The following is a 12,477-nucleotide window of genomic DNA, read 5'->3' on the forward strand; positions in this document are numbered from 1 at the left end:
ATTAATATCACCGGCACTTAAATCCGCTTTCAGTTCCTGCCATGCTGTACCTGCGACAGGTTCAACATTGTTATTTTCAATCTTCGACTGCCACGTTTTGTTTTTATGATAAACAATGGCGCGAATAGGATATGGCTTGCCTTCTGCTGCCCACTTAGGAAAACCAAAGCTCTGCAACTCGCCAATCGCTTCCGTAATATCGTGAAACATGCCGTTCATATTTTCACGTTCGATATCTTTGGCCGCAGGATCAGTTTGTTGGTCACGCTCATAATCGTAGCTATAGCCTTGCGTGTAAGAAACCGCGCCATCGGCTTGCACATCATCGGTAATACACGATAGGTGGTACGCCAAACATCAATATCAGTGCCAGCAAAGACAAGATACACAGTAACTACGACAGTGTGAAAGAACAAACCGGTATTTTTGCAGGCAAAGGCGGCTTTGATGTCAACGTCAAAGAGCACACTCAGCTTGACGGCGCGGTGATTGCGTCAACCGCGGATAAAGACAAAAATCGCCTTGATACGGGTACATTAGGCTGGAAAGATATCGACAACAAAACCGACTTTACCACCGAGCACACGGGCGGTTCAATTGGCACCGGTGGCCCGATTGGCAGCCAGCTGGTGACCAATGCCGCGGGTGGGTTGCTCTCTAACGCCAATAACAGCGGCCATGCGGAAGGCACCACGCAATCGGCGGTCAGTGACGGTACTGTCATTGCGCGCAATGACGACAAACAAAAACAGGATGTTAACGAGCTCAATCGCGATACCGAGCACGCCAATGATGGCAGCATCAACCCGATATTCGATAAAGAGAAAGAACAAAACCGCTTAAAACAATCCCAGTTGATTGGTGAAATCGGTAATCAGACCATGGATATCATCCGCACCGAAGGGGAAATTGCGGGCTACAAAGCTCAAAAAGACCCCGATGCGTTAGCGGTCGCCAAGCAACAGCTAGAAGCTAAAGCGAAAAAGGATAACTCGGTTGAACCTATAACCGATGACGCCATTAAGCAACAAGCCTACAACAACGCCATGGCACAGTACGGCACGGGCAGCGACTTCCAGAAAGCCGCCCAAGCCGTCACTGGCTTGCTACAAGGGCTGGCAGGTGATAATTTAGCGGGTGCGCTGGCTAATGCCTCTTCCCCTTACTTAGCAACGTTGATAAAACAACAAGTGGGTGAAGATAATAAAGCCGCGAATGCCATGGCGCATGCCGTATTAGGCGCCGTGGTCGCTGAGCTAAATAACCAATCTGCCGCCGCAGGTGGATTAGGTGCCGGTGGCGGCGAGCTATCCGCTCACGTTATCATGAATACCCTCTTCCCGGGCAAAGAAGTCTGGGAACTGAGTGAAAGTGAGAAACAGCAAGTCAGCGCACTGAGTCAGCTGGCTTCAGGATTAGCTGGCGGACTGACTACCGGTGATGTGGCTGGGGCGATTACTGGCTCGCAAGCAGCGAAGAATGCGGTTGAGAATAACTTTTTTAGCGAAAAAGATCTGCCAAATGGCATGGCTGATTATGGTGGTTCTGCGTTTACACTAGCCGAGTCTATGGAAAAGAATGGCTATAGTATTCAAGATATTAATGTTGCTCTAAATGACTTTGCGAAAGGTGATCACCCAGAAGGACAAGATCCTGCAAGAGGCTTCCTGGAAGCATGGGGGAATATGGTCGGTATTCCATTAGACGTATTTTGGTCTAATGAGCAAATGACCCCAGAGAAAGCTGCCGAAATATTAAGTGGCTCACCTCCAACAACAACAGCTAAGGCATTACAATTTACAGCGGCAAAAGCTTACTTGGCATTTGCAAAAAGCGGTAAGGAAATGCCAAGTTGGGATGCGGGGAAAGGTGAGTATAGCTTTAAAGATACAGGGAAAGTGACAGATGTTAAGCACCCAAATAATCAGTTTGATGGTAAAACTATATATGATGCTAAAGGAAATGCATCTAAAAATACAACAGTAAAAGATGAAACAACAAAAACTCTTATTTATCATGAAAATTTTGGAGGGCACGCTATTAGTCGGCATGTAGGGAAAACAGATGCTCAGCTACTAGCTCGGTTCGAGAGTGAGCCAAACGTATTAGCATCATCAACGTTCACTGATCTGAAAACAGCTGATTGGGCTATAGGAAACGGTATTGGTGCTAATAAAGACAAAATTTCAGCTTTTATGGCTGGAAATGGTACTCGAATTATTTTGACACATGAAACATCAGCAGATATAGGGCGAGTTATTCGTAAAGGACAAATACAATCAACAGGATCTAACAAGATAGTTATAGTGATTGATAAAGATCCATTGATGCCGAATGGTTATCGAATTCAAACTGCTTACCCTAAATGATATTGGAAAATAATGAACATGGAAAAAATTGATTACTTATTAGGCTGCTATTTTCATCAGGATTGGTACTGTGAAGCATCAACAGATATAGAAGTCTTAAATAACTTTATGGCTAGAGAAACTGCAGAAACTGTTATGCTCCTTAAAAAAGAACTATCTGATATAGTAGAGCAAGGAAATGAACTTACAGAAAATTTTTTATATGAGCATAATGGGTACTATAGCCCATCTGAAGATGGGCTAACGGTATTACAATGGTTTAAAAAATTAAATGATGCATTGTAAATAAAGGTTCCCAGTGTAGAACAGAACTGGGATCTCCTTAGCCGCCTCACTCCCCCTCAGCCAGCCGGATAATCAACTGTCCGGCTTGGCGAGTGAGAGTGTAGTGACTGCCTACCTCAAATCCCATCTCTTTCAGCCACTTACCGCTTAAAGTGAGTTGTGGGCTGGGGTTGGGTTTACCGCGGTTATCCTACCTGATGGCTCGAAACGTTTATCGACTGTCGAAGCTGGGGCTTTTAAATAAGAAGTGTAGTTATGAGCGAAAAAAATAAAAGTATTGAACGATTATTAACGGGTATAAATAATTATATAACATATGGTTACGTTGACTCCATGTCATTTAATGAAGCGTCAGATGACTTATTTGACTATTTGTCTGAGCTGACCTCATTAGATAGTAAAAAGGCTTTTTTTTATTATAAAAAAATATTAACTGATAAAAACATAAATGATGATTTTTTGAAGTCTCTATGTCTAAATCGGTTATTGTTATCCGAATTTGAATGGAGTTATGCATTTGAATTTTTAAATAAGAATGCGCATGAATTAAGTATTCCTTGCTTAGAAAAAGCCTTATTTTATTTCTATTGCGCAAAAAATGATCCCGCATCACATCCAATACCGGATAGGCTCATCGACAAACTAATAGCTAGATACCAAGAAGTAAAAAATGATCCTAATGCAGATTTTTATCATCTATCTGAATCATTTGATAATTTTTCTCGAGCTTATGGGGTTTAACGGTTGAGAATAATGCCTTTGCTAACCATTTAGAAAAAGACATTATAGATAAATTCACAACTCAAGGTATTGCAAAAAAAGAAGAGCTAGATGCCGCATCCTGTGCGTTACTAAAATGCTCTGCTGGATTTGCAGAAGGTACCCCTGAAAAAGCGTATTACGAAAAGTTGGAACAAATTGGTAATCAGCCAGAGTATGCTGAATTACGTGATAAGCTTGCGAATGAGCAATTTACAGTAAGTTATGTTGACCCAAACACTGGAGCAACAATTACGTATTCTATTCCATTATTTCAATATGATAATGCTAGAGCCATTATTAATGGGGCAACCTATATGGACGGAACCTATCAGCTCACAGAGCGAGGAATGGGATTAATTCAAGCTAGCGGTGGCTGTTGAAATCATCGCTGGTGGAGCAAGTTGTGTGGGGGTCGTGACTTGTGCTGCTGGAACCATCGTTGCTTCGTCTGGTTTTGATAATTTGTATGCTGGCTCAAATACCGTTGTAACAGGGAAATATACTAAAACTGTTGGTGCTGAATTACTGGAAACATTAGGCGTTCCACCTGAATATTCAGAAGTTGTTTATACTGGTGTTAATTTAGCAGGAACAACAACGTTAGTGTTTAAATCCGCTAAAACCGGAGAGATGATTACTACAACGGTTTCGACTGAAGGTAAAGTTTCCAGTGAGATAGGTAATAATTGGACCGTTGATAAAGATGGTGCCTATAGCCCCAAAGATAATGGAATAGTCACTAATGTAGATAAATATGATGGAAATTCATTACCTTATGATAAGACTAATGAAATAAATAAACTAATTCCAGAAAATCTTACCAATAAAATTGCAGAGCATAACACTCAATTAGGTGTCTTAAATCGCAGACAAGGAACTATTTCAGGAGCCCATAAACAAGACGCATTCCTAGAGTCTGTTGAAATGACTGGGGCTAAAATAAATCTAACTATAACGGATAAAAAGTATCCTAGTTTAGTGGAGTATTAATATCAAATTCCAGCTGTTAATGGTAGAAGCCAGCAAATTGGATTTAAGGCAGAGCAAACAAAAACAACATATGATCCTACCGTATTGTCTGACTCAAAAATTAACGATATGTCCTATAAGGCTTCTCAAAAAGCGGAGAGTTTTTTCAAAAACAATCCAGATTATAGGCAATATTCAGCTCAAGTTGATGGTTACTGGTTTCAAGTAACTCGAGATGCAAAAACTGGAGAAATTAACAACGCATTTATAACAATGCCACCGAGAGATAAAAAATGATTATTGACAAATTAAATTGGTTAATAAATGTAAAGAAAGAGCTGTATGATAACAATGGCAGGGACTTATATGATATTATTTTTGAAACGTTAGAAAAAAATAAAATGACATACCCCACATTTTTAAGTATGGCTAGTGAAGGGCATGGTTTTTCTCCTTCAGAAGGTAATGGTTATGCATTAGACCAAGATTGGGATATACCTGAAGAATTTGATGAGGTTAGCTTTATGTTTGGAGACTATGAAAGCTCTACATTATCCCCTCAAAAATTTGTTGAACTAATGCAGGTCATAACGGATAGTTATATAACTGAGTATCCAGAGAATAAAGATACAATAGAGCGCTCTATGACGAAGCTTAAAGAGCGCTATACATGATATCAAAGTAATTTTACTTCTCCTTCGCCAACTGGATAATCAACTGTCCGACTTGGCGAGAGAGGGTAAGCTGGAGACCCACTGTAAACCTTAACTCACTCAACCACTTGCCATTAAATTTCATTTGCAGGCTGGAGTTGATATTTATAATCCCTTTTTATAAATCAGAATTATTTCAATAAATTTCAGATATATATTATCTTCTTGAATAACTATAATTTTCTTTTATTTCAAGGAGTAATATGCATCAGAGATCTCACTTTAAACCCATCTTATCCGCTCTACCTCATTCATTCCAAACCTCTTTTTTCAACCAACTTAACCACCTAATCAACTACTCCCCTACCATCGGTTTGATGGGCAAAACGGGAGTTGGAAAATCCAGCTTAATCAACGCCCTATTCCAATCTGCCCTATCGCCCGTCAGTAATGTCTCTGGCTGCACACGGTAAGCCCAGCGCTTCAATATGACCATAAACAACCACACTCTCACCTTTGTTGATTTACCCGGTGTGGGGGAAAGCCTTGAGCGAGATAAAGAGTACCACCAGCTATATCGTAACTTATTGCCAGAATTGGATTTAATCATTTGGGTACTCAAGGCCGATGACAGAGCATGGTCTTCGGATGAACAGTGTTATCGCTTTCTCACGGAGCAATGCGGTTATCAACCTGAACATTTTCTATTCGTGCTAAACCAAGCCGACAAGATAGAACCCTGTCGCCAGTGGGATGAACTGTGCCACCAGCCATCCCCTGAGCAATCGGCTAACTTAGAATTGAAGCAAAAAGCCGTAGTAACCACCTTTAAGCCACATCATCCGGTGATGACAGTTTCTGCGGTCGGAAACTATCAACTCACTGAATTGGCAGAGCAATTAATACAGGCGTTACCAGCCGAGGCTAGTAGCTGTGTCGCTAGGCAACTGAACAACACTTACCGGACGCAATCCGTAGAGAACTCCGCACGTAACGATTTTGGGCAATGTGTCAGTGATATCGTCGATACGCTGATAGACATCCTTCCCCTGCCTGTCTTGATAAAAAGCACGATTGGTACAGTCAAAAATAGCATCGTCTCCGTTGCTAAATCCCTATGGAGCCTATTCTTTTAACCTCCTACGTTAACTCATTATTCATCACCCTCAGCGCCAGTCCTTAACGGGATTGGTGCTTTTTTATTTCTTTTTATTGGAGTATCAACTTATGAATCATTCAACCGAATCCGCTATCACAATGGAATTAGTACCTGATGAACAACGCCTTGATTTTTGGCTCAACCATTTTGGTGCAGTAAAAGGCTGGGCTACCTTTGAAGTGGTGATCTTCACCACGATGGGTCAATTCTGCAATGAGTATCATGGCGGTTACTGGGAGTATGGCACGCTCAGCAATGGCGGTGCTTTTATTTACCCCGACCTCAACGCAGACACCTTAACCTTATTCAACATGCACAACGGCAATGAAGCCACCGTGAGCCAAGAGGCGGCAGGCATTGCCGTATGCCTTATCCTATACAGCATCTGGTCATTCCAAACTGAAAGCGAAGTGATGTGCGACCGCTTCTATCAGTTGCGTGACTACGCGTTACAACATCCCGAATCCGCTGCCATTTTCCACTTAATTGATTAATCCGGAGTCTATCATGAGTTTATTAGCTTCGCGTTTTGGTTCTGCTAACAGTATTCGTCGCGACCGCCCGTTAACCACAGAAGAATTATTTCGTACCGTACCGAGTGTTTTCTCAGAAGAAAAACACGATTCACGTAGTGAACGGTACACTTACATTCCCACCATCACCTTATTGGATAGCCTTCAAAAAGAAGGCTTTTATCCGTTCTTTGCTTGCCAGACTCGAGTGCGTGATGTTAGCCGTCGAGAGCACACCAAGCATATGTTACGGCTCAGACGACACGATCAAATCACAGGTATTCAAGTGCCTGAAATTATCCTACTTAATAGTCATGATGGTTCGAGTAGTTATCAAATGCTGCCGGGTCTATTCAGAGCTGTATGTCAAAATGGTTTAGTGTGTGGAGATACCTTTGGTGAAGTGCGTGTACCCCATAAAGGGGATGTGGTGGGGAAAGTGATTGAAGGGGCGTATGAGGTACTCGATACGTTTGAGCAAGTGGCAGAAAAACGCGAAAGTATGCAGTCGTTATTGTTACCGCCACCAGCCCAGCAAGCCTTTGCGGAAGCGGCGTTGACCTACCGCTTTGGTGAAGAGTTCCAGCCCGTCACACGAGAGCAAATTCTACAGCCTCGACGCTTTGAAGATAAAAAAGAAGACCTCTGGACAGTGTACCAACGTCTACAAGAAAACCTGATTAAAGGAGGATTATCTGGCCGCACTGGCAAAAGGTAAACGCGCTCGTACTCGTTCGGTGAATGGGATTGATGGGGATATCAAACTCAATAAAGCCCTGTGGGTGATGGCGGATACCTTATTTAACCAACTCGCTCCCCGCCAGCCCAACTAATTTTCCCGCCCTGACAGGTTGTGTCGTTACGCCTTACTTTCTTATCGTTCAAATAAAAAGCATAACGTTATTTATCAATGAATTACTTATAGTGATTTTTCATTAAAATGCCTAATGAGAATTTTTCCCAACAGACATAACCTGTCAATCCCCTAAGTTAAACTCCCTCACTCCTGTAATTTCTAACTGTCTGTTATTGAGAGTAATACGTTATGTTTCAGACCAACCGAAAATATGACCGCATGGCTGTGCGACTCTCTGCATTGATTGCCCGCTTAATGGCAGGAGAAAGCCTTGTGCTCTCATGTTTAGCCCAAGAGTTCAATGTTTCTGAACGCACGTTACAACGGGATTTACGTGAACGCTTGGCTTATCTAGGTGTAGAAGGTCGGCAAGGTTGCTATCGCTTGCCCATCAATACGCTAAAAGCATACCGAGACAAAGATATTCTTACCTTTGTGAAACAGATTGGAATGACTCGATTGTTTCCGGGGCTAGACAGCCGCTTACTGGGATTACTGTTAACCCAACAACCCCATGCACCCTGTTTGATTTGGCACCACGCCCATAAGATTTCGGCTTTACATGCCGACCATTTCTATCAATTGGTATATGCCATTACCAGTAAGCAATCTATTAGCTTACTTACACCTGAGCGTCGTTTTAATCCACTACAACCTTATCAACTCATTTACCGTGAAGGCCAGTGGTATTTACTGGCTGAATATCATCAGAAAGTGCATGTTTTGCTGTTGGAGGATATCCAACAAATTCAGCCGCTCAATACCTCCTTCACACCGAAACATACAGTGATGCAATTGCCACAACAAAACAGTTTTATCGCAGCCTTACCGCATTTTCGATTGATATCACAAGTACTTACCTCTCTTCCATCACACAAAGAAAGGAGCCGACCATGACGTTATTAACCCCACCAGCATCACATCCCACACATTGCCCCCACTGTTCTTCTGAGCAAGACATCATTGCATGGGGTACGGGCTGGATGTGCCGCGATTGCGGCCACGAATGGGCCATGCCTATTCAAAATAACCACCATACCGTGAATTCATCATCACATAAGGAAGCTTAAAAATATGAACACCGTTTCTCACTTACAACTGGGTTTAGAGAGAATAGCTATCGTTATCAGTATCTTGTTATATTTTTGGATCACAGGGGTATTGCTAACACATTTCCAGCTTATCGCCCTCATCATGAACCCATATGGGATCACATTGATGTACTTCGCTTTATATCTCTTGGCTTTGGTTATCCCACAACTCTTGGCGCAATTAGGCTTGTGGATTTTAAGTGCCTTTAAGGGGATTGATTATAGAATCCATTTCAACCCCAAATTAATTGCCATTATCTCGTCCATCATTATCGGATTAGCCTTCTCTAGCCTACTGATTATCATGTCATCCGGTTGGCTATACGGTTTTACTGAAGGTATCGCCACCACGATATTGCTGGTTGATTTGCTTATCGCCACTGGTATTGCCTTTTATCTTCATCGACGAATTCGTCACTGGGTTTCAGTGCAACTAAACCGTCAGTCATCACATTAACCATGATCAGCAATTTTTGTTGTGAATGCCTTATTCACCATTCACCAGATAACCATCGAATACGCCATATCAGGGAAAACCAAGCACCCATTAGACGGTGTTCATCAAGCGTCAATCTGACGTTTCTATTTATATTGATAGGAATTTATAATGAAAAAATATGTAGTTGTGGCTGCATTAGCCTCACTGTGGTTGATGACATCACCCGCCTCTGCAACCAGCCAGCCCCCTGAAAATACCATTTGGGAATATAAAGGCGATGGCGGTAAAACCTTATGGCAAGCATGTGGGAGCCAAAACAGTACCTGTAGGATTGTGGGCTCAACCAAGCATTATGTTGCTGTACTGAATCATAAATCCGCATCAGGTTGTGCATTTGGTGATTTTTATATCGTGGCAAGAACTGACGGAAACTGGCAACAACGCGATACGGGCACTTGTAGCCCTAACGCCTATGTCCAAAAAGGAACCATTAATAATGGTCAGTACTCTTCAGTCGATATTGGTGTTGGCGGGACGATTGTAGCTCGTTACCCCATTGGGTATTGGAGTATGCAAAAAGAGTTCTCAGGCAAGAACCGACCGCGCTGGAAAGAAAAAGACCGTACTAAAGGTGGATTGCAAACCTACCAACAATAAATCTATATTCTCGCTGCCGTCAATGGCGGTAGCGAGGACGATACAAGATAACTAAAGGTAACGTAATGAATAAGATAAATAGCATTTTTGCGATGAGTTTATTGGCAGTCAGTACATTTAGCTTGGCTGAAGAACAACAGCGTTATGCGAGCATCACACATACCAGCTCAAACTTTATTAACCAAGGCTACTGTGGTTATTCATTTACCCTCGATAATGGCGGTAACCATATGGTTTTAGACCACGCGGAGTTTGGTGCACTTGAACTCACGCTGCGAATGAAAGATGGAAAAGGAAAAGTTTTAGGGGATACGGTACTGGAAGTGGAACCTTTTGGCGATTCTAGCGCAACGCGTGCCACTTTTGCAGGATTGGAAATACCGTGTGAGGATGTTGCTGAATTTGAAGTGGTTAAAGCGGTGGAGGATCAGAATGGTCGTAAGGTTGAGTTACCGTTATCGATTTTTCAGGCTAATAATCCAGAGTTGGCGAAAATGTCGGTGGCAGGGAAAAAATAGTTTTTAGCTATCCATCCACCAAAGAAATGTGTGGCAGATTAAATGATCTGTCATTTTTATTTACCATATATCTACCATTATTCTACCCCTAATTATTTATGATAATAACGAAATAAAAACCAATTAATTTTGTTAGGTTTTATTTTTATATTGTAAATTTAGCTTAAGTATAAAATAATACTGAGATGAATTTTATCGTAGGGACAAATTATGGCTATAGGATATTTTTTGCGGGTTGGCGATAGGACAACCTGCGGAGGACAAATATTAACGGGAGACAATACCATGCAATGGTATGGTGTTGCTGGTGCTCGTGAAGGTGATATGGTTAGCTGCGGCAAGCATTCTGGTCGTTTTTATATCGTCGGTGGCTGTAACAGTGTTTGGGACGAAGGGCGAAAAGTGGCGGGTACGCTTGAAAGTATGAGCTCATGTCCCTGTCATGCGCGATTTATTAATTCCATTCATGATTGCTATAGTGATGAGAGAGGGTCAGCCCCCCCAGAAATAGCTTCGATTACCCCTCCAGCGATAACCAATAAAATCTGTATCAGTTGCCTAATGAAAGCCGCTGAATCCGGCCAAATGTTAATAGTAAGAGAAGGATGATATCAATGCATAATTCTCATCCTATTTTTAACTATTTTGAACGCTATCCTGATGCAAAGCATTATTGTTTAATCTGTGGTCTTCAATATGAACGTTACTTTGATAAAGAACTTCAGAGTCATTATGGGACCGCAAGTCCACTCTTTAAACAACGTCCAGACTCGGAAATAGCATGGGCTGGCCCTTGGCTGATTGATGTGACAAAACGATATGATTTACTTGCAGATTTAATGCAATTGGAAGCCGAATCGCCAGCGCTGTCATGGCTAGCCAGTAACTCATCAATTGAGAAATTGTCGACTCACTTTTCTGAACGGCTTAATGTGAGTTTACCTGATGGTAAAACCACTTTATTTCGCTTTTATGATCCTCGTGTAACCCACAATATGCCTCAAGTTCTAACAACTGAACAATTCCATGAAATAACCACGCCGCTCATTGCATGGTATTACCGTTTTGAAGGTCGATTTTATGCATTACAAGGAGGCGGGTTAAATGCAGTTTAGCGAAGAACAATTAAAGAAAATTCAAAATATTGAACAGAGTGATTATGTGACTCAAGTGAGTGCTGATTTTTATAAACACCATTTGAATAAACTCCAGAACCTCGAAACATTGAATAAACGTTTAGAAGACGCATTTCAGTATGTTCTCTCCCTCGGTTTTACTCAAGAACCGTTAATTCGGTCGTTTTTATTTTACGAGGCTTGCTGCCCCGGCTTTTATTTAAAGCCAGAAATCAGAAATATGCTTGAGGAGGAAAATCGTGTGCCAGAGCAGCAGTATCAAGATTTTTTACGGATAGCCATGAAATTGATTGAATGGAGAACTTAGCATGCCAATTCCATTAATAGTTGCAGGCGCAGGGTTAATGACTCTGGGCGGCCTAGCAGCAGTGACACAGGAAGCCTCAAAAATCGGTTTTCCCTCTTCTTCAGGTAGTGGAGATGATGAATGGGGAGATAACACAAGTTACGGTGATAAAATTCGTGAGTATGAAAGTATAGCCATTGGTGGAATTGATGACGAAGATGTAAATGGTCGTCGAAATCGTGGACAAGGTTCGGCTACAGGAGCTGTTGCTGGCTCATCGATTGGTGTTGCTGCAATTGAAGCGAGTAAAGGGTGTAAGGATTGCCCTGCTATTCCGTACATTATTCCTCATGAAAGTAATATAACGAATACACGCTCACCAAGTGCTTATGAGTATCAGGCTAGAATATGTAACACACAAATAAGAACCGTTGATACCCCAGCAGGTCAGATTAAATATATTGATGAATGGGAATGCACAATTCCTGTACCAACAAGAACAAAAAATAATGTTATTTTTGATGGTTGGGTACCCAGTGAATGTAACTTTATTGAAACGAAAGATAATTATGATTTTTTCTTTAATAGCCAAGGCGAGCCAAATATATTTATGGGGGAGGATAAAAAAATACTTAAACAAGCTACAGACCAAAATTGGTTATGTACTAGTCAGTTTCAAAAAAGATCATTTATTGACTGGCATTTTTCGCATAAAAAAATGTATGGCTTTTGTAATAAATTTTTAAAGAAATTATCACAGATACGAACACATTATTCACCATAAT

General features: G+C 41.6%; 16 protein-coding genes and 4 pseudogenes. 18 read left to right on the forward strand and 2 right to left on the reverse strand.

All coding sequences use genetic code 11. The annotated features are described in order from the left end of the window. Positions 1–3: 3 nt before the first annotated feature. Positions 4–354 (reverse strand): annotated as a pseudogene (locus tag PR683_RS20405) (phage baseplate protein); the annotation flags it as partial. 50 nt (positions 355–404) lie between these two features. Between PR683_RS20405 and PR683_RS07575 the strand changes: the two are divergent. Then, positions 405–2,369, forward strand: coding sequence for an RNase A-like domain-containing protein (locus tag PR683_RS07575; protein WP_272581733.1), 1,965 nt, complete (start codon positions 405–407; stop codon positions 2,367–2,369). A gap of 18 nt (positions 2,370–2,387) precedes the next feature. Then, complete coding sequence (locus PR683_RS07580; RefSeq protein WP_238564569.1) at positions 2,388–2,654, forward strand: contact-dependent growth inhibition system immunity protein; 267 nt, start codon at positions 2,388–2,390, stop codon at positions 2,652–2,654. Positions 2,655–2,700: 46 nt separating this feature from the next. Here PR683_RS07580 and PR683_RS07585 read toward each other — a convergent pair. Next, positions 2,701–2,829, reverse strand: a pseudogene (locus PR683_RS07585) (SymE family type I addiction module toxin); the annotation flags it as partial. 80 nt (positions 2,830–2,909) lie between these two features. Here PR683_RS07585 and PR683_RS07590 point away from each other — a divergent pair. From PR683_RS07590 to PR683_RS07665, 16 genes and pseudogenes are all read left to right on the forward strand, one after another. Then, positions 2,910–3,395 carry a hypothetical protein gene (locus PR683_RS07590; RefSeq protein ID WP_164561162.1) on the forward strand — a complete coding sequence of 162 codons (486 nt, stop codon included), beginning with the start codon at positions 2,910–2,912 and terminating at the stop codon, positions 3,393–3,395. 167 nt (positions 3,396–3,562) lie between these two features. Next, on the forward strand, positions 3,563–3,796 hold the full coding sequence (locus PR683_RS07595; protein ID WP_240105430.1) for a hypothetical protein: 234 nt from the start codon (positions 3,563–3,565) through the stop codon (positions 3,794–3,796). Next, positions 3,786–4,406, forward strand: coding sequence for a hypothetical protein (locus PR683_RS07600; RefSeq protein WP_272581734.1), 621 nt, complete (start codon positions 3,786–3,788; stop codon positions 4,404–4,406). The genes PR683_RS07595 and PR683_RS07600 overlap by 11 nt, the downstream gene beginning before the upstream one ends. Positions 4,407–4,678: 272 nt before the next feature. Next, positions 4,679–5,059: a hypothetical protein gene (locus PR683_RS07605; RefSeq protein WP_211888285.1), complete on the forward strand. Its 381-nt coding sequence runs from the start codon at positions 4,679–4,681 to the stop codon at positions 5,057–5,059. Between the two features lie 242 nt (positions 5,060–5,301). Further along, a pseudogene (locus tag PR683_RS07610) lies at positions 5,302–6,174 on the forward strand (GTPase family protein). A gap of 91 nt (positions 6,175–6,265) precedes the next feature. Next, positions 6,266–6,691 carry an antirestriction protein gene (locus tag PR683_RS07615; RefSeq protein WP_272581735.1) on the forward strand — a complete coding sequence of 142 codons (426 nt, stop codon included), beginning with the start codon at positions 6,266–6,268 and terminating at the stop codon, positions 6,689–6,691. Between the two features lie 13 nt (positions 6,692–6,704). Next, positions 6,705–7,542 (forward strand): annotated as a pseudogene (locus tag PR683_RS07620) (DUF932 domain-containing protein). Positions 7,543–7,754: 212 nt separating this feature from the next. Then, complete coding sequence (locus PR683_RS07625; protein ID WP_272581736.1) at positions 7,755–8,462, forward strand: helix-turn-helix transcriptional regulator; 708 nt, start codon at positions 7,755–7,757, stop codon at positions 8,460–8,462. Continuing rightward, entirely contained in the window at positions 8,459–8,635 is a 177-nt protein-coding gene (locus PR683_RS07630; RefSeq protein ID WP_272581737.1) for a hypothetical protein, read from the forward strand. Before PR683_RS07625 ends, PR683_RS07630 begins: the two co-directional genes overlap by 4 nt. A gap of 4 nt (positions 8,636–8,639) precedes the next feature. After that, on the forward strand, positions 8,640–9,113 hold the full coding sequence (locus PR683_RS07635) for a hypothetical protein (RefSeq protein ID WP_272581738.1): 474 nt from the start codon (positions 8,640–8,642) through the stop codon (positions 9,111–9,113). Positions 9,114–9,263: 150 nt separating this feature from the next. Further along, on the forward strand, positions 9,264–9,752 hold the full coding sequence (locus tag PR683_RS07640; protein WP_272581739.1) for a hypothetical protein: 489 nt from the start codon (positions 9,264–9,266) through the stop codon (positions 9,750–9,752). A 65-nt stretch (positions 9,753–9,817) separates the two neighbouring features. Further along, positions 9,818–10,270, forward strand: coding sequence for an IrmA family protein (locus PR683_RS07645; protein WP_272581740.1), 453 nt, complete (start codon positions 9,818–9,820; stop codon positions 10,268–10,270). A gap of 210 nt (positions 10,271–10,480) precedes the next feature. Continuing rightward, positions 10,481–10,879 carry a PAAR domain-containing protein gene (locus PR683_RS20325; RefSeq protein WP_336297729.1) on the forward strand — a complete coding sequence of 133 codons (399 nt, stop codon included), beginning with the start codon at positions 10,481–10,483 and terminating at the stop codon, positions 10,877–10,879. A 5-nt stretch (positions 10,880–10,884) separates the two neighbouring features. Continuing rightward, the gene (locus PR683_RS07655; RefSeq protein WP_272581741.1) at positions 10,885–11,385 is read left to right on the forward strand and encodes a DUF4123 domain-containing protein; all 501 of its coding nucleotides are present in this window, start codon (positions 10,885–10,887) and stop codon (positions 11,383–11,385) included. After that, positions 11,375–11,713 (forward strand): hypothetical protein, encoded by a 339-nt coding sequence (locus PR683_RS07660; protein WP_272571311.1) that lies wholly within the window; start codon positions 11,375–11,377, stop codon positions 11,711–11,713. Before PR683_RS07655 ends, PR683_RS07660 begins: the two co-directional genes overlap by 11 nt. 1 nt (position 11,714) lies before the next feature. Continuing rightward, on the forward strand, positions 11,715–12,476 hold the full coding sequence (locus PR683_RS07665) for a Tox-REase-5 domain-containing protein (protein WP_272571310.1): 762 nt from the start codon (positions 11,715–11,717) through the stop codon (positions 12,474–12,476). The last annotated feature ends 1 nt before the right edge of the window (position 12,477 follow it).

This window comes from Providencia sp. PROV269, from assembly GCF_028477785.1.
GTDB lineage: Bacteria > Pseudomonadota > Gammaproteobacteria > Enterobacterales > Enterobacteriaceae > Providencia > Providencia rettgeri.